24 protein-coding genes are annotated in these 25404 nt (G+C 70.7%); 5 read left to right on the top strand and 19 right to left on the bottom strand.

The features are described from left to right. Window positions 1-142 precede the first annotated feature (142 nt). Together QRN89_RS22190 and QRN89_RS22185 are read right to left on the bottom strand one after the other, a co-directional pair. Window positions 143-871, bottom strand: a complete 729-nt coding sequence (locus QRN89_RS22190) for an Imm52 family immunity protein (RefSeq protein WP_290351130.1) — start codon at window positions 869-871, stop codon at window positions 143-145. Between the two features lie 19 nt (window positions 872-890). Continuing rightward, a complete protein-coding gene (locus QRN89_RS22185; protein ID WP_290351129.1) occupies window positions 891-3140 on the bottom strand; it encodes a Tox-REase-5 domain-containing protein in 2250 nt (749 codons plus the stop codon). Between the two features lie 229 nt (window positions 3141-3369). On the opposite strand from QRN89_RS22185, the gene QRN89_RS22180 reads away from it, so the two are divergent. Beyond that, window positions 3370-4449 (top strand): GlxA family transcriptional regulator, encoded by a 1080-nt coding sequence (locus tag QRN89_RS22180; RefSeq protein ID WP_290351128.1) that lies wholly within the window; start codon window positions 3370-3372, stop codon window positions 4447-4449. Here the strand turns inward: QRN89_RS22180 and QRN89_RS22175 are convergent. The 15 genes from QRN89_RS22175 to QRN89_RS22105 all read right to left on the bottom strand — a co-directional run bounded on the left by QRN89_RS22175 (window position 4406) and on the right by QRN89_RS22105 (window position 18271). Beyond that, window positions 4406-5464: a PucR family transcriptional regulator gene (locus QRN89_RS22175; protein WP_290351127.1), complete on the bottom strand. Its 1059-nt coding sequence runs from the start codon at window positions 5462-5464 to the stop codon at window positions 4406-4408. The two genes, QRN89_RS22180 and QRN89_RS22175, sit on opposite strands and share 44 nt — an antisense overlap. Window positions 5465-5953: 489 nt before the next feature. Then, window positions 5954-6616, bottom strand: coding sequence for an OmpA family protein (locus tag QRN89_RS22170; RefSeq protein ID WP_435833261.1), 663 nt, complete (start codon window positions 6614-6616; stop codon window positions 5954-5956). Beyond that, window positions 6616-7209, bottom strand: a complete 594-nt coding sequence (locus QRN89_RS22165; protein WP_290351126.1) for a hypothetical protein — start codon at window positions 7207-7209, stop codon at window positions 6616-6618. The genes QRN89_RS22170 and QRN89_RS22165 overlap by 1 nt, the downstream gene beginning before the upstream one ends. Before the next feature lie 30 nt (window positions 7210-7239). After that, window positions 7240-7827, bottom strand: a complete 588-nt coding sequence (locus QRN89_RS22160) for a pilus assembly protein TadG-related protein (RefSeq protein ID WP_290351125.1) — start codon at window positions 7825-7827, stop codon at window positions 7240-7242. Continuing rightward, on the bottom strand, window positions 7827-8060 hold the full coding sequence (locus QRN89_RS22155; RefSeq protein ID WP_290351124.1) for a hypothetical protein: 234 nt from the start codon (window positions 8058-8060) through the stop codon (window positions 7827-7829). The genes QRN89_RS22160 and QRN89_RS22155 overlap by 1 nt, the downstream gene beginning before the upstream one ends. Before the next feature lie 236 nt (window positions 8061-8296). Beyond that, window positions 8297-9400 (bottom strand): response regulator transcription factor, encoded by a 1104-nt coding sequence (locus QRN89_RS22150; protein ID WP_290351123.1) that lies wholly within the window; start codon window positions 9398-9400, stop codon window positions 8297-8299. Window positions 9401-9508: 108 nt separating this feature from the next. Then, entirely contained in the window at window positions 9509-10942 is a 1434-nt protein-coding gene (locus QRN89_RS22145) for a sensor histidine kinase (RefSeq protein ID WP_290351122.1), read from the bottom strand. Window positions 10943-11043: 101 nt separating this feature from the next. Continuing rightward, window positions 11044-11934, bottom strand: coding sequence for a DUF5936 domain-containing protein (locus QRN89_RS22140; RefSeq protein ID WP_290351121.1), 891 nt, complete (start codon window positions 11932-11934; stop codon window positions 11044-11046). A 31-nt stretch (window positions 11935-11965) separates the two neighbouring features. After that, window positions 11966-12907: a type II secretion system F family protein gene (locus QRN89_RS22135; protein ID WP_290351120.1), complete on the bottom strand. Its 942-nt coding sequence runs from the start codon at window positions 12905-12907 to the stop codon at window positions 11966-11968. Window positions 12908-12980: 73 nt separating this feature from the next. Then, window positions 12981-14321 carry a TadA family conjugal transfer-associated ATPase gene (locus QRN89_RS22130; protein WP_290351119.1) on the bottom strand — a complete coding sequence of 447 codons (1341 nt, stop codon included), beginning with the start codon at window positions 14319-14321 and terminating at the stop codon, window positions 12981-12983. Window positions 14322-14383: 62 nt separating this feature from the next. Next, window positions 14384-14767 carry a TadE/TadG family type IV pilus assembly protein gene (locus tag QRN89_RS22125; protein WP_290351118.1) on the bottom strand — a complete coding sequence of 128 codons (384 nt, stop codon included), beginning with the start codon at window positions 14765-14767 and terminating at the stop codon, window positions 14384-14386. A 3-nt stretch (window positions 14768-14770) separates the two neighbouring features. Continuing rightward, on the bottom strand, window positions 14771-15160 hold the full coding sequence (locus QRN89_RS22120) for a TadE family protein (protein WP_290351117.1): 390 nt from the start codon (window positions 15158-15160) through the stop codon (window positions 14771-14773). Between the two features lie 160 nt (window positions 15161-15320). Further along, complete coding sequence (locus QRN89_RS22115; RefSeq protein ID WP_290351116.1) at window positions 15321-16562, bottom strand: CpaE/TadZ family protein; 1242 nt, start codon at window positions 16560-16562, stop codon at window positions 15321-15323. Between the two features lie 7 nt (window positions 16563-16569). After that, window positions 16570-17280, bottom strand: coding sequence for a Flp pilus assembly protein CpaB (cpaB, locus tag QRN89_RS22110; protein WP_290351115.1), 711 nt, complete (start codon window positions 17278-17280; stop codon window positions 16570-16572). 112 nt (window positions 17281-17392) lie between these two features. Then, the gene (locus QRN89_RS22105) at window positions 17393-18271 is read right to left on the bottom strand and encodes a hypothetical protein (RefSeq protein WP_290351114.1); all 879 of its coding nucleotides are present in this window, start codon (window positions 18269-18271) and stop codon (window positions 17393-17395) included. A gap of 489 nt (window positions 18272-18760) precedes the next feature. Between QRN89_RS22105 and QRN89_RS22100 the strand changes: the two genes are divergently transcribed. The 4 genes from QRN89_RS22100 (at window position 18761) to QRN89_RS22085 (ending at window position 23367) form a co-directional block, all read left to right on the top strand. Then, the gene (locus QRN89_RS22100) at window positions 18761-20308 is read left to right on the top strand and encodes a hypothetical protein (RefSeq protein WP_290351113.1); all 1548 of its coding nucleotides are present in this window, start codon (window positions 18761-18763) and stop codon (window positions 20306-20308) included. A gap of 25 nt (window positions 20309-20333) precedes the next feature. Next, window positions 20334-20993: a hypothetical protein gene (locus tag QRN89_RS22095; RefSeq protein ID WP_290351112.1), complete on the top strand. Its 660-nt coding sequence runs from the start codon at window positions 20334-20336 to the stop codon at window positions 20991-20993. A 61-nt stretch (window positions 20994-21054) separates the two neighbouring features. Further along, complete coding sequence (locus QRN89_RS22090; RefSeq protein ID WP_290351111.1) at window positions 21055-21501, top strand: hypothetical protein; 447 nt, start codon at window positions 21055-21057, stop codon at window positions 21499-21501. Between the two features lie 168 nt (window positions 21502-21669). After that, window positions 21670-23367, top strand: coding sequence for a chitinase (locus QRN89_RS22085; RefSeq protein WP_290351110.1), 1698 nt, complete (start codon window positions 21670-21672; stop codon window positions 23365-23367). Window positions 23368-23484: 117 nt separating this feature from the next. Here QRN89_RS22085 and QRN89_RS22080 read toward each other — a convergent pair whose 3' ends face one another. Both QRN89_RS22080 and QRN89_RS22075 read right to left on the bottom strand, forming a co-directional pair. Then, window positions 23485-24027 (bottom strand): hypothetical protein, encoded by a 543-nt coding sequence (locus QRN89_RS22080; protein ID WP_290351109.1) that lies wholly within the window; start codon window positions 24025-24027, stop codon window positions 23485-23487. 22 nt (window positions 24028-24049) lie between these two features. Continuing rightward, a complete protein-coding gene (locus QRN89_RS22075; RefSeq protein ID WP_290351108.1) occupies window positions 24050-25327 on the bottom strand; it encodes an Nramp family divalent metal transporter in 1278 nt (425 codons plus the stop codon). Between the last annotated feature and the right edge of the window lie 77 nt (window positions 25328-25404).

The raw sequence follows: 25404 nt of genomic DNA, 5'->3' as shown, positions 1-25404 counted from the left end.
GAAGCCCGCGCCGTGGCCACCTGCCCAACCGGTGTCGTCCTCCACCTCCCGATGCGTCGGCCCGTCTACCGGCACGGTCCGGCAAGCAGATCTTCGATGACACCGACCGCACCCGGCAGGCTGAACGCCACGCCCGACGGCCTCACCACTTGGACCTGTCCAAGGGCTCAGGGAGCGGGTCCAGTGCGCCCGCTGCGCGCAGTTGCCGGTTGGCGTCGAGGATCGTCTCGATGTCGGGCTCCTCAATTCCGCCCCGGGTGAGATCGATGATCAGCCCGCCGTGTGCCGTGCGTGCATACGTACCGGAAAATCCCTCCGGAGCCAGGGCCGCGCGTTTCGCAGACAAGTACACCGATCGGCCGCAGCGGGGAGCTGAATTATCGAGGCCGAACTCATCTCGCACCGCATCGTACTGGGCACGGCCGTAGGCCTGTCCCGTGTCGATGTCCCAGGCGTCGGCGAGAATTCGCAGCACATCCGAGGAGCGACTCACAGTCGGCACGGATTCATCCAGCTTGCGCGATCGGAACGACACTGCAACGGAATTCGTCACCCACTCCGAAGTACCACCTGCATGAATCGAAAATGTCACACGAGGCATCCCGGGATTGTTTGTCAGCAGGGATGCCGTGTAGCCAATACGGTCCACGTCGGACTCCGGGTTCTCCCTCTTCAGATACTCGGAGAGCGCAGCCACCGACAGCGGCATACGCGGCGCAGTGGAAATATCGTCGACTGCCTCTAGCCATCCGGTGAAAGCCGCATCATTCAAATCGCCCAAGGCCGACAGGCTTTCCACCCAGCGCTCAGCGATCTGAACAACGCTCTCCTGCCGCCTCCCCCAACCCCCGTTGACCACGACGTACAGCACGTTCGCTCTCCCTCTTACCTCAGCTTGTGCCAACAACGTCATCCGCCGTGTGCTCAACCTTAACCTTGATACGCCTCTCCTCAAACATCGCCCGTGCGGCCTCAGCCACCTCCGGATCAGAGAAGTGCCATACAACCGGCTTCCCTCGGGCCGCGTCGACCTGCCGCTGCGCCTGCTTGGCCCAGCGGTTGGCGATGTCGAGCTTGAGCTCCCCCGCTTCGGCGTCGTAGTACTTCGGATTGCGGTAGCCGTACTTCGCCTCGAGATAGGTCCCCTTCGCGGAGTCCCACCCGTCGAAGTTGACGGGCTTGCCGTCGAGTTTGTCGAGGGGGACCTGGTACTCCTTGCCCCGGTTCACTCCGGAGATCTGCTCCTGGTAGCGCGCACCCATCTCGGACTCGTAGCTGAAAAGGGCGGGCTTGATGCGCTCCCATTTCCCTTCGCCGCCGTCCTTGGTCCCGGCACGGGGGTTCGTGAGGTTCTCGTACCAGGACGGCTTGGGCTGCTGCTGCGCCCTGTCGAGCCCTGCCTTCCGCTTCGCCGCGGCGGCCGCCTTCTTCGCCTCCTCGGCCTGCTGGGCGGCTTCCTCCGCGGCCTGCTTCTTCTCCGGGTCGACCTCGTCGCACTTGCCGGCGAACAGCGCGACCGGTACCGCGGTCCCCCGGCCCGCGACGACTCCGGTGCCGCTGCCGGGAACGCCCGGCCCGCCGCCGTACGGGATGCGCACCTTCGCGCCCATCCCGACGGTGCAGCCGGTGAGTCCCGCGTCCCTGGCGGCGTCGTCGGCGTGCTGCCGTGCCTCCGCGGCGGCCTGCTCGGCGGCCTCGACATCACCGGCCTTGGCCGCCTTGCGGGCCTTCGCCGCGGCCTCGGAAGCCTTCTGCGCGAGCTCGCCGACCTTGCCCAGCTTCCCGAGCTTGCCCAGTTTGCCGAGCTTGCCGACGAGCTTCGCCTCGCCGTAGCCGGGGATGAAGAGGGAGCCGACGTTCCAGAGGACCGTGCCGATGGCCTGGCCCTCGTCGCCGCGGTTCCACATGTCGCGGACCTCGTCCCCGACGAAGACGTCGTCGAGAACGGTCACCCCGGTGTTGACGGAGGCCGAGCCCCAGTCCCACAGGGCGCCCAGGTAGTCGCCCTCGGACCACTTGTCGCCCGCCCCCGCACTGTCCTTCAGCCACTGGTCGCCGAGCTGGGAGCCGTAGTCCTTGATGCCTTCCCACGCCTTGCCGGGGTTGAAGATCGTCTCGAACGTGCCGGTGATGTCACCCCAGAGGCCGTCCACGACGACGCCCTCGAAGAAGCCTCCGACCTGCTCGGCGCCGCAGGAGAGGAAGGCTCCGATGCCGGACGTGCAGCTCTCGCCGTCGTCCTCACCGTCTCCGCCGCCGTCGTCGGCGGCGACGTCGTCGAGGCCGTCGTCCGGCACTCCGGGTTCGCCCGTCTCGTCGGTCTCGTCGTCCTCGTCGTAGACGGCTTCGTCGGCGGTTTCCGTCCCGCCGGTGTCCTCCTGGGTGCCGCCGCTGCCCGCGGTGCCGCCGGTCGCGCTGGTTCCGCCGGTGCCCCCGGTGGCACCCGTGCCGCCGTCCGCGCCGGCGGCCGTGGCACCGCCGTCCGTGCCCGCGCTGTCGCCGCCGGTCCCGTCACCGGTGCCGTCGTCGGTGCCGTCACCGGCCTCGACGTCCGTCGGGCCGCCGTCCCCGCCCCCGCACGCCGTGCCGGTGATCTCGCAGACCGCGGACCGGAGCCCGCCGGCGATCTGACCGCCCACCCCGGTGGCGACCAGGCCGACGACGATCGCCGCGACGAGCACGATGAGTCCGACGTACTCCGTGGCCGTCTGGCCGCCGTCCCTGCGCCACTTGATGAGCCGGGCGATCTTCAGGGGCCGCCGCTCGACCCGGTTCGTCCCGGCGAGAAGGAACCACTCGCGCACCGACGGCCGGAACAGCAGCACGATCACCGCGATGGGGAGGAGCAGTTGGGTCAGCCCGCGGCCGCTGCCGTCGACGAGTGCGCTCAACGCCCCGAAGAGCAGCCATGCCTGTACGGCCAGCAGCGCCCGCCGCACCCACACGCCACCGGTCCAGACCCGCAGCGCGAGCAGGAATCCCGCCACGCCGGGGGCGGCGGCGTAGACCAGCAGCCCCAGGAGCTCTCCGTCGACCCCGTCCACGGCCGAGGCCGTAACGAGCAGGCCGAACGCCCCCAGCACCGTGAGCCCGAACAGCACGTGCAGCAGTACGAGCACCGCCTGCACGGCCCGCGGCATGGGTTGCCGGCCGTTCCCCGGAACGGGCGGGAACGTCCCCGCGCCCATCCCTCCGGAAGCGCCCGCAGGCGCAACTCCCGCTGTTCCCCCACCGGTTGCAGCCATACTCCGGAGGCTAGGGGCGCTCGCGGGAGCGGTCATGGGCCCGTGGACCCAAAAGTCCGCAAGCGTGTCCGACTGGGCCCGGGCCCATCGAGAGGCGGCGGACCGTGTGCGTAGGCTCCGCTGAATGCACGTAGTCGCGATCCTCGCTCTCGACTGCGTCTCCGCGTTCGACCTCGCCATCCCGTGCCAGGTGTTCGCCGTCGCCCAGCGGCCCGACGGCACGCCCGCCTACGAGGTGAGGGTCTGCACCGAGCGGACCGTCACCGCCACGGCCGGCCCGCAGGAGCCGTTCCGGATCTCGTCCCGCCACGGGCTGGAGGACGCACGCGGGGCGGACACGGTGATCGTCGCCGGTGTCGCGCCCGAACTGACCCCCTCCCCGCGCGCGGTGGAGCTCCTGCGCGACGTGGCGGCGGACGGCGCACGCGTGGCCTCCATCTGCTCGGGTGCGTTCGTGCTCGCGGCGGCCGGGCTCCTCGACGGGGGCAGGGCGACGACGCACTGGATGTTCGCGGACCGGCTGGCAGCGGAGTTCCCCCGGGTGGAGGTCGACCCCGGCGTCCTCTACGTCGACAACGGCCGGATGCTCACCTCGGCCGGAATCGCCGCGGGACTCGACCTCTGTCTGCACATGGTCCGGCGCGACCACGGTGCGGCGGCGGCCTCCCGGACCGCCCGGATGATCGTCATGGCGCCGCAGCGGACCGGCGGACAGGCACAGTTCATCGAGTACCCCGATCCCGTACCGGACTCGGACGACCTGGGGCCGACGCTGCGGTGGATGGAGGAGAACCTCGAACGGCCGCTCACCGTCGCGGACATCGCCTCCCGGGCGGCGATGAGCTCCCGCACGCTGATACGGCGGTTCCGCGCCCAGACCGGCACGACACCGCTGCAGTGGCTCCTCGGCCGGCGGCTGCAACGGGCACGGGAACTGCTGGAGACCACCGATCTGCCCATGACCCGGGTGGCCGGGGAGGCGGGGCTCGGCTCACCGGAGACGCTGCGGCACCACTTCTCCAGGCACGTCGGCACGTCGGCACGACGCCCACGGCCTACCGGGCGGCGTTCCACGACTGACACGCGGCGGGGCACGGCCACGGGCCCTCCGTCCGGGGCCCGGATCACCCGTGCGGCGTTCGGGCTCTACGGTGCGGTCCTCAGATCTCCTGGTGCGGCCAGTCGAGCAGGCGGGCCCCGATGACCGCCGTCTGCAGGGTGTAGCGGTGCACGGGATCCCCCGGATCGGCCCCGGTGAGCCGGTGGATGCGGTCGAGCCGGTACGTCAGCGCCCGCACGCTGAGACTCAGCCGGCGGGCCGCCTCGGCCGCCACACACCCCGAGTCGAAGTAGGCCGTGAGCGTGTCGAGCAGCGGCCGGGCCCCGCCGCGGGCGTGCCTGAGCGGTCCGAGGACGCTGAGCACGAGGTCGGCCATGGCCTGGCGGTCTCGTGTCAGCACCGGATACACCAGCAGGTCCGCGGCGTGCAGCACCGGATCGTCCAGGCCCATGCGGTCGGCCAGGTCCAGGGCGTTCAGCGCCTCCTCGTAGGAGTGGACGACCCCGCCGGCGCCCGAGTGGGCGCGTCCGAGGGCCACCCGGCCGCCGTCCGTCGCCCCGTACGCCTGTTTGGCGAAGTGGTGGAGCACGTCGGACTGGTCGGCAGGCGCGATGCAGACCAACCGGCCGTCCTTGGTGGTGAGGAGGATGCGGCGGTCCCCGAAGCGGGCGACGAGCGAGGACTCGATCCTGCGGAGGAGGGGATGCCCGTCGTCGTACGGCTCCGGGCCCCGGGCGACGGCCACCGCGTGCGCGTGGGACAGCAGGAGCCCGAAACGTACGGCCCGCTCGGCCAGCCGTCCGAGGTCGCTGCGCCCGTAGAGCAGATCGTCGACGAACTCCCTGCGCGCCGCCTCCTCCTGGCGCACCGCGAGACGCTGGGCCCGCTCGTGCCCCTCGGCGAAGGCGTCCACGGCCTGCTCGATGGCGGCCAGGAGGTGGTCGGCAGCCACCGCCGTGAGCCCGTACCGCACCGATCGGGCGGCGGCCAGGTGGGCCTGGACCATGGCGCGCAGTCCGATGCCCGCCTCCGCGGCCCGCTCCCCCTGGCCGCGCAGTGAGGCCAGTTCGTCGCGGGTGAGTCTCCGGCCGGTGGCGCAGGCGTCCGCCAGCGCCTCGGCGTACCCCTCCAGATACGACGTGGTCTCCTGCACCGTCATGCTCCCCCCGCTTCCCCGCTCCCCGCCTCCCCGGCCGGCCGGCCGGCCGATGACGGTGTCCCGATGCCGGAGACAGCGATGGCTCGTTCCCGGCACACGGCGTCCGGCTTGAGGACGTCCGGCATCAAGGATACGTAAAGATTGCCGGTGGTCGGCAATGCGAACGGGACCACAGGGCTGGAAGGATCGGACTGCACGGGGGAGGGCGAGGAGGACCGGAAGAGAGCCTGCCGGAACCGGGAAACGGGGGAGAGTCGAGACCGGCAAAGGAATCGGCTGCCGTCCCACCGCACGGCCGTCGGCCGGTTCAGCGGCGGTCGGGCCCGGTCCTCCTCGCCCGTGCCGATCTGTCAGGTCTCTCGCCCTCCGCTGCTGCGCGCCCCAGGCCGCCTGACGCGGGAAGTCCCACGGGTGGCTGTCGTGCACGACAGCCACCCGTGGGACTCCGAGTCGCGCCCGGAGGGGTCCTCCCCCGTGTCGGAAGTGGGCTCAGCTCTGTGCGGCCCCACTCTCACCACGCGGGAAGGAGACCTCCACCCGGCGGTTCTTCTTGCGGCCTTCCTCGCTGCTGTTGTCGGCGATCGGGTACTGCTCGCCGTAGCCCCGGATCTCGTAACTGATCCCCGAGCCCGTGAGCTGCTGGGAGAGCACCTTGTGGACCGCGTCCGCCCGCTGCTTGGACAGCACGTCGCCGTGCGCGGCCGAGCCGAGGTTGTCGGTGAAGCCGAAGACACGGACCTTCTTGGCACCCTGCTTGCGGACCTCCGCAGCGATCTCGGCGATACGGGCGTTGGCGGCACCGGACAGCTTGGCGCTGTCCTTGCCGAAGAGCACCTCCGCCTGGAGCGCGAACTTCAGGTTGGAGCTGGTCTCCTCGCGGCGCTCCTCGCCGCCCTCGGACTCGACGACGGAGACGATGTCGAGGACCCGGGCGGGCGCGAGGGTCGCGCCGTCGCGGAGCTTCAGCCCCCGGGAGTTCCCGTCGACCTCGGGCGGCGGCGAGGTCGACTCCGTGCCCGGAGGCGTGCCCGGGGCGGGCGTCTCATCGGCCCAGGCGCCGCCGGCGGCGGTGAACTGCATGCTGACGACGAGCACGGCCGCGGCGAGGGCTGATGCCGCGGCCCTGCGGGAGCGGGGCGTGACGGCGGCCATCAGGAGATCTCAATCGTGGCGGTGGGCATGGCCGGAACCTGGATGTCGACCTGGGAGGTCGAGTCCGGCGGCGACGGGAACTGTGCGAAGAAGGCAACCGACGCGCCCGCGTCGACGTTGAAGATCCCGGTGGTCGTCAGCGGGTAGCCTTCCGTGTCGCGCAGCACGTAGTAGCGCTTCTTCCCGACCTTGTCGACCAGCGTGATCCCTCCAAGCGACCGGCCCGTGCGACGTACCTGGTTCTCCTGACCGTTCCACTCGATCGGTGCGACCGCACGCTTGCCGCTGGTGTTCTTGATGGTTCCCGTGACGGTCAGAAAGCCGCCGTCCTCGCGGGTGGCGGTGTTGACGACGATTTGAAAGCCGTTGGTGCCGTTGATCGTGGCCAGCGTCTTGCTGGTATCCGGCACGGTGTTGCCACCGTCGTCCTGGGGCTTGCTGTTCCCCGTGGCGGCAGGCGCGGAGCTGCTCCCCTTGTCCTTCGCCGACCCCCCGTCGTCCCCGCCGCAGGCGGTGAGCGAAAGAGTCAGCGCTGTCGCCAGGAGAGCGGCGCTCGCCACCCTGCGCGTGGTCACTCCGTGCCGGATACTCATGCGTGTCATTCCTTCTGCGTTCGTTCGCGGTCAGTTCTCGGTCAGCCGGATGTCGAAGAGGTCCGGCCCGTCCGGCGGAGGGCCTTCGCCCACCAGCCAGGGGACCGTCCCCTTGCACGTCAGCGTCCCCAGCGGCTTGGGGACCGGCTTGTAGAGACATCGGGATTCCAGTTCGGCCGTGGCCTCCGCCGTGGCCTTCTTCGTCTCGGTCCCCGGCAGGACGGTGTCCCCCACCGGTTTCTGCGATTCGACGTTGACGGTGAAGCCCCAACGGCCGTTGAAGGCGGGCCTGCAGCCGCCCGGAGGCTTCACGACGGCATCGTTCTGCTGGGCCATGGGATACGCCGCCTCACAGCCCCGGAAGCTTCCGATCTGACCCAGATTGAAGATCGCCGTCAGAAGCGCCGGGTTGGGGTTGGCCAGTAACTCCAGCTCGAACTGGTCCCGAGATTGCTTGGCCGCCGCGAGTGCGGCGGCGTCGGCGCCCGTCTGCGCACCATTGCGTGTGGCGCCGGCCTGACCGACCGCGAAGAACGCAAGCGCGAGAAAGAGCAGGCTCGCTACCACCACCACATAGGCGGGAGCGACCTGCCCTTTCTCGCGGGCGTCGAGCAGCATCAGCCGCCGATGATCTCGTTGACCTTGTTCGACAGGCCGGTGGCGATGGACTCCGCCACGCCCGAGCCCACCAGCGCCGCGATGATCAGCGCCACCAGCACGATCACACCCACGTACTCGACGGCACCCTGGCCCTTGTCGCCGCGGCGCTGGATCGCCTCGACGGTCGTCTTCGCCCAGCTGCCGACGTAGACGCGGGCGTTGGTCGCGGCCTTGAGAGTGATGTTCGACATGGTGTTCCCCTCCTGGTCCGGCCGGCCGCTTGCCGGCCGACTCGTACGAGTCATCGGTGCCGCTCGCGCTTCCGGCTTCCTCCTGGCCGGTCTCGCTGGCGACATGAGAAACGTACGGGGGGAGAACACCCCTCGGCATGGGCCTCAGGGCCCAACCGCGGGCCCATTCCACGGATTGGGCCCTCGGGGCGGCGGGGGTCCCCGTGGGCACGCCGGTCCGGTTGATTCGGGTCGTGTCAGCCATGGCTCGCCGGCCCCCTTCGGGCCAGTCCGTGCCAGATGGCGATGGCCTCGCCCCGGCTGCCGGCGTTGAGCTTGGCGAAGATGCGGTTGATGTGGTTCTTGACGGTCTTCTGGCTGATGAAGCAGGTGGCGGCGATCTGCTGATTCGTCATTCCCGACGCGATCAGGTCCATCACTTCCACCTCCCGTTGGCTCAGCTCGGTCAGCAGCCCCCCGGAGCCTGCCCCCGGGGCCGACCCCGAGGGGTCCGGTCCTCCAGAAGAATGTGCCACATTCGCTTGCGAAAGCGAAGAGGCTGCCGTCAATTGTTGCGGAGCGATCTGTCGGGCAACTGAGCCCACCTGCTGATTTGTTGATGATGTGTAGAAAGAAGGAGGTCCCGTGTCGTGTGCGGTTGCAGACGTCGCGGGATGCTGCGGCGGGCCGCCGAAGGCCGTACCGAGACCGTCCGGCAGGGGCGGTGGCGGCTGTTCCGGGAGTCCGGGGGTGCCGCGTACCGTCGCGAGCAGCGCGCTGGAGGCCGAGGAGGTGAAGGACGCCCGGCCTTCCTTGATGTCACGGACGGCGGCGACGAGCTGGTCCGCCGTGAACTCGCCGTGGACGAGATAGCCGCCCGCACCGCGACGCAGGGCCTCGTGGACGATCTCGCTCTCGCGGCTGTACGTCATCATCAGCACCGGAGCGAGGCGTACCAGGTGCGGCAGGGCGGAGATGCCGTCGACACCGGGCATGCGCACATCGAGCAGGACGACGTCCGGCCGGTGCTGGACGGCGGCGTCGTAGGCCTGGCGTCCGTCGGCGGCCTCGGCGACGACGTGGATGTCCTGGCGGCCCTGGAGGAGCACGGTCAGGCCCGCTCGTACGACCGGGTTGTCGTCGGCGACCACGACCCGGAGCGTGGGGGCGGGGGCGACGGGGGCGGGCAGGGCCGGGTACTCACCGGATGCCGCGTCCGCCGTTCCTCGGGGGGCGGGGAAGGCGGACGGTCCGGAGGAATGGTCGGAAGTGAGCGGTGTGGCATGCGAGGACGTGTGCTGTGACACGTGGGATTGCTGTGTCCACTGCTGTCCCGATGTACGGGAGATGTCGTCCGGCATGGTTGCGGCCTCCTCTCGGAGTCGGTCGGGGTGTCGGGGATGGGGGACGGTCAGGCCGTCGACCGGGCGTTCGAGTCGGGACGGTCGGTCGGCGGGTGGGGAACCCGGTCAGTTCAGGAGCGGGGTCGCCCGCTGCTGTCTCGGCAGCGCGCCCAGAGGTGCCGGGGCGATGGCCATCAGCGGCAGTTCGAGCCGTACCTCCGTTCCTCGTGCGTGGCGCCCGCGCCCGATGCGGATGCGAGCCCCGACGGACGCGGCGCGCTCGACCATGCCGACGAGCCCGAAGTGGCCCGCACGGCGGAGGGCGTCGAGCGTCGTGCCGGGCGGCAGGCCCTTGCCGTCGTCGTAGACACTGATGCGCAGCACGTCGCCGACGACGCCGGCCGAGACGTCGAGGCAGGTGGGCCGCCCGTGGCGGTGGGCGTTCTCCATGGCCTCGGAGGCGATGGTCAGCGCCTGGCGGGCGACGACCTGGGGCACGGCCGGTACCGGGGCCTGACCGAGCCGGCGGAAGCGGGCCCGAACGTCGTGCCGCCGGGCGAAGTCCTCGGTGCGGGCGGTCAGTTCGGACAGTACGTCGACGCCGCCGTCGAGGCCGGACTGGCGGCGGAGGTCGGACAGCAGCTCGCGGGACTCGGCGGCGGCGCGGCGGGCTGAGCGGGCGACGAGTTCCGCCTGGTGCTTGACGGTGAGCGGGTCCATGCGGTCCGCGGAACCGGCAAGGCCGTCCGCGGCCATGGCCAGCCCGTGGAGCGTCTTGGCCACCGAGTCGTGCATCTCCCGGGCGAGACGGGCGCGCTCGCCCTCCACCGCCTCGTTCACGGCGAGCCGGGCACGGGCCTCGGTGAGGGCCTGGGTGGCGGTGCCGAAGCCGAGCATGAGGTTGCGGAGGGTGCTGCCGACCGCGCCCGCGATGACGCACAGCCCCGGGAGCAGCAGATCGCCGAGTCCGGCGTTCGCGTCCGGGCTGACGGCGAACGCGCCGCCGATGATGAGCGACTGGAGCACGGCGAAGACGGCGGCCCCGCGCCAGCCGTAGACGAGCCCGGCGAGCAGCGGGGTGCAGAGCGTGACGTACGCGAGGATCGACTCGGGGGAGGCGGTGGCCAGGAGCAGCGCGCCGAAGAACGAGTCCACCGCGAGGAGTGCGGGGTGACGGAGCAGGAACGGCCCGAAGCGCTCCCAGTCCCGCAGGGGGATGTACGACACCATGAACGTGACGATCACGGCGGAGCCGACGAGCCAGGTGCCGAGGCCCGGCCGGGTGTTGTCCAGCGCGAACGGGGCGGCCAGCGCGATCGTCGCCAGCCGGAAGCCGAACACCTGCCGGCAGAGGGCCTGGAGGGCGTTGACCTGGATGGGCAGTGACGGCACGTGCCGGGACGCGGCCGCCGCGGTCTGCGCCTGCACTCCCCCGCCGACGCCGCCGCCGATGCCGCCCCGGATGTCGCCGGCGGCTGCGCCGCGCAGGCCGTCGCCGGTTCCGCCGCGGGGTCCTCCGGTGCTGCCGCCGCCTCGTAAGGCGGGAATCCTCAGGCCCATGTGGGTCACCTCCTGTTCCGGTCGCTCGCGCTGTCGTGGTGGCACTGCCGTTACGGTCCCGGGGTCCCGTGTCCCGAGGTCCTTCCGTGGCGCGCTGCCGGTCAGCCGCCGCTCAGGATGTCGGCGAAGTCGACGCCGGATCCGTAGTAGAAGCTCATGACGATGAGGATCATGGTCGCGGGGAGCATGACCATCGTGACCACGAGCGTCGTCTTGGGGACGGCCTTGGAGGCGGAGCGCCTGGCGTTCTGTGCGTCCGTCCGCCGCATGTCCGTGGCGATCTGGATGAGGGTGTCGACGATCGGGGCACCGAGTTCCTCCCCCTGCTGGAGTGCGGTGACGAACATCGACACCTGCTCGGAGGAGTTCCGCTTGCGCAGCTGTTCGAACGCGTCGCGGCGGCTCACGCCCATGTCCATCTGGCGCAGGGTGATCCGGAGCTCGTCGGCCCAGGGGCCCTTGTACTTCTCGGCGACCCGCTCCAGCGCCTGCCGGAAGCCGAGTCCCGCGGAGACGACGACGGCGAGGACGTCGAGGAAGTCGGGCAGGGTGCGCTCGATGTCGTTGCGGCGGCGGCGGATGGCGGCGCGCAGGACCACGTCGGTCCAGACGAGTCCGTACACCAGGGCGATCAGGCCGATGACCGCCTGTCCGCGCAGGACGAGCGAGAACGCGGCGGCCGCGCCGAGCATGCCGTAGACGGCGCGTCGGGCGGCGTAGCGGTCGACGGTCATACCGCCGGGGTTGCCCGCCATGTCGAGCCTGCGGCGCAGGGCGTCGACGCGCTTCGGCCCCATCATGGAGAGCACGGTCGGTGCGAAGCGCATGCCCATGCGGTCGATGCCGGACCCGACCGCGGTCGTGCGGGTCGATCCGACCTCAAGTGCCACCGCGAGGTCGCCGGGCAGTTTGGCGTCGGCCCGGTACATCCGGATGCCGTGGAAGGCCCCGTACACCGCGAGGCCGACGACGGCTGCCAGCAGAAGTCCCATGGCGTGTCCCCCTGTTCCCTTCGTCCGTTCCTCAGACCCGGATCCGGGACATACGGCGGATGAGGAAGAAGCCGACGGCGTACATGCCGAAGGCGATGACGACGGCGAACTGGCCGACGACCGAGGCGGTCATCTTGTCCAGGGCGCCCGGACGTATGGCGTTGATCATCAGCAGGAAGCTGAGGCCGAGGAGCGGAACGGCGAGCGCGGTCACCTTCACCTGCGAGAGCAGGGTCGTGACCTCGCGCCGGGTCTCCTTGCGCTCCTCCAGCGTCTCGGTCAGGTTGCGCAGCGAGCTGACGACCTGGCCGCCCGCCCGGTTGGAGAGGACGAGGGTCGTGACGAGGACGACCAGTTCGCGGGAGGGCAGACGCTCGGCGAGCTCGCCCAGCGCGTCGTCCAGGGTGTGGCCGACGGCGAGCTGGTCGGCGACGCGCATGAGCTCCTCCCCCGCCGGGTCGTCCAGCTCCTCGGCGGCCATGGCGAGCGCGGTGCGCATGGCGAGTCCGGCCTGGGTGGCGTTGGCGAGGACGCGGGTGAACTCGGGGAGCTGGTTGATGAACGCCTCGGTCCGCTTCGCCCGCTGCCAGTTGAGGAAGGCGTTGGCACCCCAGAGGCCGATGACGGCGGCGAGGATGCCGAAGAACGGCGCGAAGACGGCCCCGATCGTGAAGTAGACGGCGAGCAGCGCGCCGATCACGTACACGAAGTACTCGCCCGGGGTGAGGTCCAGGCCGGTCGTGGCGATCTTGCGTTCGATCCGTTTGCCGAGTCCCGTGCCGCGCAGCCGGCGGTCAACCCCCCGGAAGCGGCGTCGACGGCCCGCAGGAAGGGCGATCTGGCCGGTCTGGGACATACGGTCGACGAGCGCCTGCCGCTGGGCCTTGCCCGAGGAGTAGATGTGCACGCCGATGACACCGAGGACGCAAGCGAGCAGGGTGACGCCGATCGTCAGGAGCGGGAGATTGGCCACGGGCTGAACCTTCTGTCGCGGTCGGGGACGGTGCCGGTGCGGGAGCGGCCGGGCGGGCGCGGAGGACCCGTGCTCATGCCACCGCCCCGCGCAGCATGAGCTGGTCCTCCGAGTCGGCGACGCCGAACGCAGGCGGGATCGGCTCGTTCTTCATGTACAGCCGCTCGGCGACCCGTCGCGGCAGCGGCAGGTACTCGAAGGAGCCGTGGATCAGACCGTCGGCGGACATCGGCCGGGCGTTGAACCGGCAGACCGTGACGATGCGGTACTCCTCCCTGCCGTGGGAGTCCACGATCGCGATCTCGGTGATCCTGCGGGAGCCGTCGGCGTGCCGGGTGAGCTGGACGATCACATCGACGGCGCTGTTGATCTGGTCCTTGATCGCCACGAAGGGGATCTCGACCTCGGACATGGAACCGAGGGTCTGCAGGCGCATCAGCGCGTCCTCGGCGCTGTTGGCGTGGACGGTGGCGAGGGAGCCGTCGTGACCCGTCGACATTGCCTGGAGCATGTCAAGCGTTTCGCCGCCGCGGACCTCACCGACGATGATGCGGTCGGGGCGCATGCGCAGCGAGTTGCGGACCAGGTCGCGGATGGTGATCCGCCCCTTGCCCTCGACGTTGGCGGGCCGGCTCTCCAGCGTGATCACATGGTTCTGCTGGAGCTGGAGCTCCGCCGAGTCCTCGATGGTGACGATCCGCTCCCCGTCGGGGATGAGGCCCGACAGCGCGTTGAGCAGCGTGGTCTTGCCCGTGCCGGTGGCCCCGGAGACGATCACGTTGAACTTCGCCCGGACCAGGCCCGAGAGCAGCATCGTCATCTGCTCGTCCAGGGAGCCGAGTTCGATCATCTCGCGCAGTGTGAACGCGCGGGGGAAGCGCCGGATGGTGAGGATCGGGCCGCTGAGCGACAGCGGCGGGATGATCACGTTGACGCGCTCGCCGCTGGGAAGCCGGGCGTCCACCATCGGATTGGCCTCGTCCACACGGCGGTTGACGGTCGAGACGATGCGCTCGATGGTCTGCATGAGCTGCTCGTTCGAGCTGAACCGCATGGGCAGCAGTTCCAGCCGGCCACGGCGCTCGACGAACACCTGCTCGGGCCCGTTCACCATGATCTCGCTGATGGAGGCGTCCTCCAGCAGCGGCTCCAGGATGCCGAGGCCCAGGGCCTCGTCCACGACCCGGCGGATGAGCTGCGAGCGCTCGACCGAGGAGAGCACCGGTCCCTCGCGGCTGATGATGTGGCCCAGCACCCGCTCCAGCCGCGCCCGCCGCTCGGCGGCCTGCAGCGTGGACATCTCGGCGAGGTCGATCTCCTCCAGGAGCTTGGCGCGGTAGATCCCGACGAGCTGGCTGTCCGAGCCCTGGCCGGGGCTCGGCTCGGGATTGTTGATGCGCGCCCGGAGGCTCATGTGCTCGACTCCTTCGAAGGGGTTGACCGGACCGGCGGGGCCCGGGTGCCGGTGGCGGCCGGTCAGCGGTCGGTGACGGGCATGGTCGCGGAGCGGGTGGCCCGGCCGAAGTCGAAGACCGGGATGAGGGAGGGGATGTCGACGTGCGCGGTGGCGGTCACCTCGTCACCGGCCGGGTCGACGTCGATGTCCGTGCCGTCGGCCAGCCAGTCGCTCATCGCCGCCTTCCCGCCCCGCTCTCCGCTCCCGTTGTCGATCGACACGGTCCGTGCCGCCGCCCGTGCCGCCGTCCCCGCCTGCTGCACCGCGTACACGGCGATGCCGAGCTGGATCGCGGCGAGGGCGATCAGCAGCAGGATGGGGATCCAGCCGAGGTACTCGATCGCGGTCTGGCCCCGGTCGCCGCGGCCGCGTGCACCGTGCCGCGAGGAGATGCGCTTCCGCATGGTTCAGCCCTCCCACACGGCGGAGGCCCGCCCGGGTGCGGTGAACGAGAAGTCGATGAAGCCCGGGTAGAGGACCGGGACGACGACGTCGACCTCCACGTCGTAGAGGTCCCCACCGCCCGGCGGACAGCTGATCTCGGCCTCCCAGGAGTCCGGGAGGTTCTTCCGCGCCGCCTGCTCGCAGACCTGCCCGGCCGCGCCCCAGCCCGCCGCGGCGCCCGCCCGGGCTCCCTCGTCCGCGGAGTTCCCCGCGAGCGAGAACGCGTAGCCGACGAGCGCCGCCTGCCAGAGCAGGACCAGCGTCGCCAGGATGATCGGCACCATTCCGGTGAACTCCACCGCGGTCTGCCCGCGGTCGTTCCCGAGGATGGTCCGGCTGCTGCCGGTGCTCACCCGGACGGTGCGCCTCCGGCCGACGGCCCGTGGACCCGTGCGCCCCGCGGCCGCCCGGGGAACGCTTCGGCGCGGGTCGGCGGGACTCCCGCCGGTGACCCTCCAGTCGGTACCTGCCGCGATGTGCATCGCTTCGACTCGCCCCCTCGGTCTCCGGTCCTCAGGACCTTCTCCGGATGCCCAGGGCACCCCGGTCGCTCCTCAACTTGCCCTGTTTCTGCGGTACCTCGTTCGACTTCACCAGTCCCAGCTCCCCCGCCAGCCCCCACAGCGCCTGCTTGACCGTGGACTTGGCCTCGAGGTCCTGCATCCGGCCCGCGTCCACGAGGGCCTGCAGTTCCTTGAAGTTGGCGGGGATCACGACCCGGGCGACCCGGGTCGAGGTGATCCGCTCGACGAGCGGGGGCTGTATCTCCGTGTTGCGCATGTACCGGTTGACGACGGTGACCGTCTCCTCCGCCTTGCGGATCTGGAGCCGGTCCCAGAGCCTGACCATGCGCTTGGCCGCGCGGACGGCGACGACGTCCGGTGTGGTCACGAGCAGCGTCGTGTCGGCCATCTCGATCGCCGCCGCGTTGGCGCCGTTCATGTAGCTGCCACAGTCGACGACCACGACCTCGTAGCGGTTCCTCAGGGCGCTGACGATCTGGCGCACCGAGCGGTCGGTGACCTCCTCGCCCCGTTCGCCCTCGCCGGGGGCGAGAAGCAGCCCGATCCCGGTCTCGTGGGCGTAGACCGCGTCCTGCAGGACGCGCGGCGAGATGTCCTGGATGCCGGCCAGGTCGACGATCGAGCGCCGGAACTGGACGTCCAGGTAGGAGGCGACGTCGCCCGACTGCAGATCGAGGTCGGCGAGCGCGACGGTCATCCCGCCGGCCCTGGCGGCGAGGGCGAGCTGGACGGCGGTGAGCGTGGTGCCGACGCCGCCCTTGGCGCCGCTGACCGTGACGACCGTGCCCCCGGGGCCGGTGAACACATCGCCGCCGGAGCCCAGATGGCGCCGTACGCCGACCGACCACGCGGCCGCGGCCTGCACGCGCTGGGCCAGCTCCTCGTAGGAGAGGGGCATGCCGACCAGGCCGCGGGCGCCGGAGTCCATCGCGGCCGAGTACAGGCCGGGACTCGCGTCGGCGGTGACCAGAACGACCCCGACCGCGGGGAAGCGGAGGGCCACCTCCCGGATCAGTTCGAGTGCCGGCACCGGACCGATCCGCTCGTGGACCAGGACGACCTCAGGGAGCTCGTCCACGGACTCCGCGGCGAGCCGTGCCAGGGTGTCGATCAGCGATGTCGAGTCACCGACCGGCCCCGCCGGCTCCGCTTCCGGGAGCTGGCTGAGCAGGGTGGTGATGGATCGGGCGGCGTCGGCTTCACCGACGACCGGGAGGATTCTGGTCGTCATCCGTCTCTCACTTGTCCCCTTCGAGGGTGTAGGTACCCTCCCCCGGGCGCAGCTGGGTCGAACCGCCGTCGGCGAGGAGTGCGAGCCGCACGTTCACCGCGAACGACTCGGCGTACGCGACGCGCTGGGCGTCCTTGGTGGTCAGCGCGAAGGTGATCGGGACGGCCTCGCGCAGGGTGCCCCGCCTGTCGTCCTCCTTGGGCTCGAGCGCGGTGAGCCTGCCGACGTCGATCACCCGGGCGTTGGGGACGATGACGCGGGACTGCGCCTTCGCCCCGCCCTGGTCGTCGGCGGCGAAAGTGGCGTAGATGTTGACGGAGTCGCCGGCTCTGATCTTGCCCGCCACCCCCGTGGCGGCGTCGATCATGATGGCTATCTCCTGTTCGTCGCGGTCGAGTGCCGGGCGCTTGACGAACATGTCGTCCTGGAGCAGCGAGCCCTTCTTGAGCTGGGTGACGGCCACCTTTCCGTCGACGACCGAGACGTCGGTCACCGCGTTCTCGGAGAGCCAGCGCCTGGGCATGGTGATCTTCTCGAACTGGCTCGGCTGCAGCGCCTGGTACGGGGCGACGTCGGACTTGACCCGGTACGCGGCGACCTCGGGCCCGACCTTGGAATTCACGTCGCCGATCACCGAGAGCACACCGGCGAACGCGGCGAAGGCGCACAGGACCGAGAGGAGCAGCAGGACGATGCCGCGGCGTTGGCGTGAATTCATGAGCGGGGCAACCTCGATGGAAGACGTGGGCAGATGGGCGGACTGGTACGTGCGGTGGGGCGCGCATACGGCCGGGCCGCCATCGGTCCGCGCCCACCGCGTCGGCGGCGCATTACGACCCGTGGTGCATCGGTGTTCCTTCGCCTAGGACACCTGTGGAGGGCGTTCGGTTCTCGGCCGGGGCGAGCGGTGCCGAACAGAAACCGCAGCGGTCACCGATGAGTTCGATGCCGCACCAGGTGCACGCCTCTCGTCGTACCGAGGAAACCAGCTGATAGATCACGGAGATGTCGGGGAGAAAGGCGGCGAATTCGATCATCCGTGGGGTGCCCCACCATCGCGGGGATTCGGCCGGCAGCGAGGTCTCCTGGATTCCCTGGACCTGCCATGCGGGCGCGAGGGTCGTGTTCACCCATTCCGACTGCAGCTGCCCTTTCGCCACCAGCAGCCGCGTGGCGAACTCGGGTCCGGTCAGCTCGCCGTGACCGATCCTGACCAGCTGGGGGCTGGGGGCGGCCACGACGCCGAACTGCGATCCGGGGACCCAGGACTTGGCGTGGGACTTGAGGCTGACGGGGACGCGGTCGAGCTTGGTGACCGAGTTGAGCAGGGCGCCCGCGTGGATGTAGTGGGAGAGCAGCCGCGCGGCGGAGGCGACCACCCCGGCGCTGAAGTCGCAGACGGAGAGCTGACGCAGCTGCCGGACCAGCACGGACACCCCGAGCGGCGGCAGATCGAGCTTCAGCAGCGCGATCCGGTCGCTCTCCAGGACCGAGCGGACCGTGTGCAGTCTGCGTTCGTGCGCGGCGGGGATGGAGGCGGGGTAGAGGGCGATCACATAGCCGTTCTGCTCCACCAGGACCTGCATGTCGGCGAGCGCCGCGTCCAGCGGCTGGGTGTCGGGCGCGTGCAGCAGCGCCGCGGTGGGCGTATGGCTGTCCGTCGGCGGCAGCACCAGGTCGGCGCTGGTCACAGCAATCGCGGTCGGCACGCTGATTCCCCGTTCGGCTCCGGCCGCCGCAGCGACGGCGACCGCAGTTCCCCTGCTCTTCGTGCTCCTCCTGCATCAGCACTTTATCCACGTCCGACAGGTTCAGAGAACAGCTTTCGGCACCCGGCAGCCCAACCCTCACGCAATGCTCACCGGTCAAAGCGGACGAAGCCGCCAGAGGTTAACTCCTGTATCAGGGAGGGGATTTCAGGAATCGTTCCTCCGCTTTTCGCGTCGCCTGCACCGCGCGTCGCACGGCACCCGCCCGCGCATCGCCCGCGGCCCGCAGCCCGATTGCGTCCGCTGGGCCCAACCGGCCTTCTGGGCCCGGAATGGGGTCCCAGGGCCCACGCCCCGGGCGCCCGGCATCCGTACCGTCCGGTTCCGGTCGGAGAGCAGCGGTCCGGGGGCCCGAGACGGAAAGCCGGGGTCCGAGGGCCGGAGGCAGCGGGTCAGCGGTTCAGGGGTCAGAGGCAGAGGGGGACGGGCATGGGACGGGACGGGCACATACCTCCGCGGCGCCGACGCGGCCGGCGCCCGCGCGACCGGGGCGCCGCCGCCTCGGAGTACGTGGGGGTGATCGTCGTCTCCGCCGCCGTCGTCGGGGCCCTCGTCGGCACCGGCGTGGACGGGACCATCGCCGACAAGCTGCGCTGCCTGGTCACCTTCGGCGGCTCCTGCGGTGCACCGGGAGGGGACGAGGCGGCCCCCAGGACCGACGCCGACTACGAGCCCGCGCTCTGCCAGATCTCCTCGGTCAGCGACAAGGCCGGGGCCAAGGGCAAGCTGCTGTTCATCGAGTGGGGCGAGGAGTACGGCTTCCAGCAGCAGACGTTCCGGTCGAAGACCGACGTCAACAAGGACGGCACGGTCGACGAGAACGACCAGCAGGTGCTGATGACCTTCACGGACGCCGCGTCGATCGCCGCCAAGAAGGACTGGAAGCCGGGCGCCAAGGTCGGGCGGTTCGGCTCCGACAAGGTGGAGCTGGGTGCGGGGATCAAGGTCACCAACGGGGACACCTGGGTGTTCGACAGCGAGGCGGACGCGAAGGCGTTCCGCGACGACCTCGAGAGCCTCAAGACGTACGAGCTCGCCAACCGGCACTCCAACGCCCGGGGCGGCGGTCTGGGCAACAGCATCCTCTACCTCTTCGGCAAGGGCCCCATGGCCGAGGAGGAGAAGCTGCGCGACCGCATCGAGGAGCAACTGGGCGACCGGCACATCAGCCACGGCAAGGTCGGCATCGAGGCGAGCGCCGCGGGCGGCCTGAAGCTGTCGGCCGGCGACGAGCGGAAGCTGAGCGCCGCGCTCGGCGGGAACTTCAAGTTCTCCCCCGAGGCGACCTGGACCGACAACGACTTCAAGGGCACCAAGTCCTACACCTACAGCGCGTCGATCGAGTACGGCACGAAGGTCGGGTACGAGGCCGGGCCCCTCGGCGGCGAGGCCTCCGCGTCCACCACGCGGACGGGAACCATCACCGTCACCTACGACAAGAGGACCGGCGAGCTGCTGCGGATCGACATGACGCGCACGGTCGAGAAGGGCGCCACGAAGGACGGGGTGAAGGTCGGCGGCGACAACGGCAAGGACGGCGACGACAAGCGCGGCGGAAGCGGTTCGGTCAAGGGCACCGACCAGCAGACGGGCATCGAGGTCGTCACCGACTCGATCGTCATCCCGCCCGGCGCCGAGGGGGCCGAGCAGCGCGCGGTCGCCCAGCAGTGGCTGGACGGGAACGGCCAGTACGCGGCGCCGTTCAGCTACATGTTCGAGGGCCACGCTCCGACGAAGCGGCCGGGCGCCGACGACCCGTTCGGGCAGCTGCTCTTCGACGAGGGCCTGTCGAGCCGCACGACGTACACGGGGCTGACCGACGCGGCGGAGTACGGCTTCGAGCTGAACCTGGGACTGAGCCTGGGCTTCTCGGTCTCGACCGAGAAGAAGGAGGAGATCCTCGATGACGCGGAGTTCCTGGGGGCACCGCAGGGAGGCAGTCGCAGCTATGTCCCGTACAGCTACTGTGCGAACTGATCCCGGCGACAGGAGCACCGAGGCCATGGGCACACACGGCATGAGCAGGCGGGGCGCGGGCACGACCGGGCGGGACGCGGAACCGCGCGACCCCGGTGGGCGGGCCCAGGGCGCACCGCCCGCGGCCGCACGCGTACGCGGCGGCGCACGGCGGACCGGACTGCGGCTGGTCACGGCGGCCGTCGCCGTGCTGGCCGTGGCGGGGTGCGGATCGGACCAGGGGTCGGCGGTCACGCCGGAGGGCTGGGGGACGCTGGAGACCCCGTCCGTGACGGTCGCGCGTCCGCCCGCGTTCGAGGAGCAGGGCGCGGCGGAGCGCAGCGGGTACAACGCCGCCGCCGCGACCCTGACCGAGGACGGCCGGGCCGTCGGCACGATCACCGTGCAGCTCGGGTTCACCGAGGCGGACTCGGCGGAGGAGGCGGCGATCGGCGCCGAGGCGGGGATCGCGCTCGGCTCGACGCTCAAGGGTCAGAAGGAGATCACCGTCGCGGGCCCGGAGGGCCGGCGGGAGGCGCGGCGCATCGACTTCGAGTTCACCCGGGGGCAGGACCGGGTCCGGGGCGTGATCGTGGCGGGACTGGACACGGCCAGGAAGGCGTACGCCGTGCGTGTCGACGCGGTGAAGGGACGGCTCGGCGACGACGATCTGAAGAAGATCGTCGATTCGGTCGCGGTCAGGTAGGTCAGGCAGGGCCGGGGTTCGGCGCACCGTGCGGTGGGCTGCTGACGGGAGGCGGAGGACGATGACGAGGTACGGCTTTCCCGGGGCGCCGGCCCGGGGGGACGAGGGACGCGGAGCGGCGCTGTTCGCGCTGGCGCGGGCCTGGGCGGCCGGGGTCGTCGTCCTGCTCTTCACGGAGTACGTGCAGGCGACGGTGGTGTACGAGCACGTGGCGACCGCGGCGCGGATGGAGACGTTCGGCGGCCGGCTGTTGCTGATCCACCTGCCGAACGCGCTCTGCATCGCGCTCGCCGTCTGGGCGGCGGCCCGGATCCATCGCCCTCCTTTCCGGGAGTCGGCGCCGTGGCATCTGACGGCGGCCCTCACCGTGCCGGTCGCGGCCCAGCTGCTGAACATGGGTCTGCAGTGGGAGCGGCTGTCCGTCGAGGGACTGCTGATGTCGAACGCCGTCCTGGTGGTGGGGTGTGTCGCGGGTTGTGCGGCGGACCGGCTGCAGGAGGACGCCTGAGGGGCGCACGGCGGCAGGAGGGCGAGGGCCCGGTCCATGGGGACCGGGCCCTTTCGTATACGGGCTTCCGCCAGAGGTCTTGACAACCCGATTGGTCTGGACCAGCTTTGGCCCAGCGGTGGCCACCGTTCCGTACCTCCTCCCCAACTCCCCCACGGAGGCAGCAAAGTGGACCGCACGACACGCAGACGCAGATGGCTCGGCGGAGTGCTGGCGCTGGCCGTCGGCGCCGGGCTCGGGCTGACCGGCGGCGCCGGCACCGCGGTGGCCGCCGACGTCAACAACGCGAAGAACGCCGGGTTCGAGTCGGGACTCGCCGGCTGGACGTGCTCCGGCGGGAGCGGAGCGGTCGTGTCGTCGCCGGTCCACGGCGGGGCCTCGGCGCTCAGGGGCACGCCCTCCGGCCAGGACAACGCGAAGTGTTCGCAGACCGTGGCCGTCAAGCCCAACTCGACGTACCGGCTCAGCGCCTGGGTGCAGGGCTCGTACGTGTACCTCGGCGCGAGCGGGACGGGGACGGCCGATGTGTCGGTCTGGACGCCCGGCGGCTCCGGCTGGTCCCAGCTGAGCACCACGTTCACGACGGGCTCGGGCACGACGTCGGTGACGGTCTACACCCACGGCTGGTACGGACAGCCGGCCTACGTCGCCGACGACGTCTCGGTGTTCGGACCCGACGGGGGCGGCGGCGGTGACCCCGACCCGGCGGTGCCCCCCACTCCGGGCGGGCTGACCGCCGGTGCGGTGACCTCGTCGTCCGTGGCGCTGAGCTGGTCCGGCTCCTCCGGCGCGACCGGGTACCACGTGTACCGGAACGGCACCAGGATCCAGTCGGTCACCGGGACCTCGACGACCGTGACCGGACTGACCGCCTCGACGTCCTACCAGTTCCAGGTGTCCGCCGTGAACGCCGCCGGAGAGTCGGCGAAGTCGGCGGCGGTGACGGCGACCACGTCGAACGGCGGCAACCCGGGCAACCCCTCGGTGCCCAGGCACGCGCTGACCGGCTACTGGCAGAACTTCGACAACGGCGCGACCGTGCAGAAACTGCGGGACGTGTCCTCGCAGTACGACATCATCGCGGTCTCGTTCGCCGACTCGACGGCGACCGCCGGCGAGATCGTGTTCAATCTGGACCCGGCCGTCGGCTACGGATCCGTCGACGAGTTCAAGAGCGACATCGCCGCCAAGAAGAGCGCCGGGAAGTCGGTCATCCTCTCCGTCGGCGGTGAACGCGGGAACGTCACGATCAACAGCGACGCGTCCGCGACGGCCTTCGCCGACAGCGCGTACGCGCTGATGCAGAGCTACGGCTTCAGCGGGATCGACATCGACCTCGAGCACGGAATCAACTCGACCTATCTGACGAAGGCCCTGCGCCGGCTGTCGCAGAAGGCCGGGTCGTCGCTGGTCCTGACGATGGCGCCGCAGACCATCGACATGCAGAACACCGGTACCGAGTACTTCAGGACCGCGCTCGCCGTGAAGGACATCCTCACGGTCGTCAACATGCAGTACTACAACAGCGGTTCGATGCTGGGCTGCGACCAGAAGGTGTACTCCCAGGGCTCGGTGGACTTCCTCACGGCACTCGCCTGCATCCAGCTCGAGGGAGGGCTCGACCCGTCGCAGGTGGGGATCGGGGTGCCGGCCTCCACCCGGGGCGCCGGGAGCGGCTACGTCGACCCGCAGATCGTGAAGAACGCGCTCGACTGCCTGACCCGCGGCACCAACTGCGGCTCGTTCAAGCCGTCCCGGACGTACCCGACCCTGCGCGGTGCGATGACCTGGTCGACGAACTGGGACGCGACGGCCGGCAGCGCCTGGTCCAACGCGGTCGGACCGCACGTGCACAACCTGCCCTGACCCGGCGGGCCGGCCGCACGGCCGGCCCGCACCCCGCCCCCTCGACCGCCCTTCCCAGTCCTCCCCGGACAGGCAGCGTCACCGCCCCCACCGGTGGCGCTGCCGCCGTTCGGCCGGTCAGTACACCGGGGGCCGCGCGGAGAGGTAGAAGTGCACCACCGGCGCCACTTCCTCCAGCCACTCCTGGAGCATGGCCTTGCGACGGGCGGTGATCCGGCACTCGTAGAGCAGACCGCAGGCATGGGCCACGGCCACCATGAGGACGGTGCCGTGGGGGGCGGGTGCGTAGTGCACGGTCCGGATCTGCGCCCAGGGGAACTCCATGGTGTGGCCGTGGATCTCCAGGGCCACACCCGAGGCGTCGACGACGACGGAGTTGGTGCGGTCGTGCGCGATGAACTCCGGGTCCTCGGCGTTCGCCGGGCCGCCGTAGGGCTGCGGCGGCGCCGGCTGCCCGTACGGGTACGGCTGCGGCTGCCCGTACGCGCCCGGGTACGGCGGGGGCACTCCGTACCCTCCCGGCTGCGCCGGGGGCGGTCCGTAGCCGCCCGGCTGGGGCGGCCCGTAGGGCGCCTGTGGGGGCACCGGTACGGGCGGGCCGAAGCCGGGCGGCGGTCCGGCGGCCGGAGGGTTCTGGTCGGGGAATCCGCCGTGCGTCATGCCCTTCAGTATGGCGCCACCCTCACCAGGGGAGTTCACGCACCTGCTGGACGCACAGCACGACGAACAGCAGGCCCGCCACGCCGAGCATCGCGTTGCTCAGCAGCCCGTTGCGCCACTCCCGGGGGGTGCGCGAGGAGTTGAGCAGCCAGACCAGTGTCAGCGCCAGGAACGGCATGAAGAACGCCCCGATGACCCCGTACACGATGACGAGGCCGAACGGCTGGTCGAGGAAGAGCAGCGTGATGGGCGGGAAGGTCAGCCACAGCAGGTAGGCACGGAAGGCCTGCGACTTGTCGCGCGGCGTCCCGGCCGGCGCGAGTGACGGCCGGTAGTGGGCGACGAAGTCCGCGAACAGCAGGCTGACGCCGTGCCAGACACCGATCAGCGAGGTGAACGACGTGGCGAAGAAGCCGATGAGGAAGAGCTTGGCCGTGGCGGCGCCGTAGCGGTCCTCCAGGATGGCGCCGAGGTCCAGCAGGCCCTTGTCGCCCTTGGTGATCGCGATGCCCGAGGAGTGCAGCAGCTCGGCGCCGACGAAGAGCATCGCGACCACGAAGATCCCGGTGGTGAGGTAGGCGACGCGGTTGTCGAGCCGCATGACCTTCATCCAGCCCGCGTCCTTCCAGCCCTTGGCATTGACCCAGTAGCCGTACGCGGCGAGCGTGATGGTGCCGCCGACGCCGCCGATCAGACCGAGCGTGTAGACGAGGGAGCCGTCCGGGAGGACCGGAACGAGCCCGGCGAACGCGTCGCCGAGGTTCGGTGCGACGCGGACCGCCAGATAGACCGTGACCACGAACATGACGCCCACCAGGACCGTCATGACCTTCTCGAAGACGGCGTACCGGTTGAACCAGACGAAGACGAGTCCGACGAGCCCGCAGAGGATTCCCCACCACTTGAGGTCCATCACGTCGGGGAAGAGCGCCCCGAGCGGCAGCGCGCTGGACGACATCGCGGCCGCCCCGTAGACGAAGCCCCAGACGATGACGTAGCCGATGAAGTAGACCGTGGTCCAGCGCCCGAGGCTGCGCCAGCCGTCGAAGAGGGTGCGGCCGGTGGCGAGGTGCCAGCGCCCCGCCGCCTCCGCCAGTGAGATCTTCACCAGGCAGCCGACGACCGCCGCCCACAGGAGCGTGTAGCCGAACTTGCTGCCCGCGATCAGGGTCGCGACGAGGTCGCCCGCGCCGACACCGGTCGCGGCGACGACGATGCCGGGGCCGATGTGCCGCCAACTGGCCTTGCGCATCACCGGGGCCGTCGTCCGACCTGGTCGCTCTTCCGTCGTGTCCGCCATGCGTGTGGTCCTGCCTTCCCGTTCGTGCCGCACGTCCCGTACTTCGGCCAACCGCTGACCGGCATGTGCTATTGACC

Origin of the sequence: Streptomyces sp. HUAS CB01, from assembly GCF_030406905.1 — a bacterium.
GTDB lineage: Bacteria > Actinomycetota > Actinomycetes > Streptomycetales > Streptomycetaceae > Streptomyces > Streptomyces chengbuensis.
Note: the sequence above shows the minus strand (reverse complement) of the source record. Positions and strands in the feature narration are given on the sequence as shown.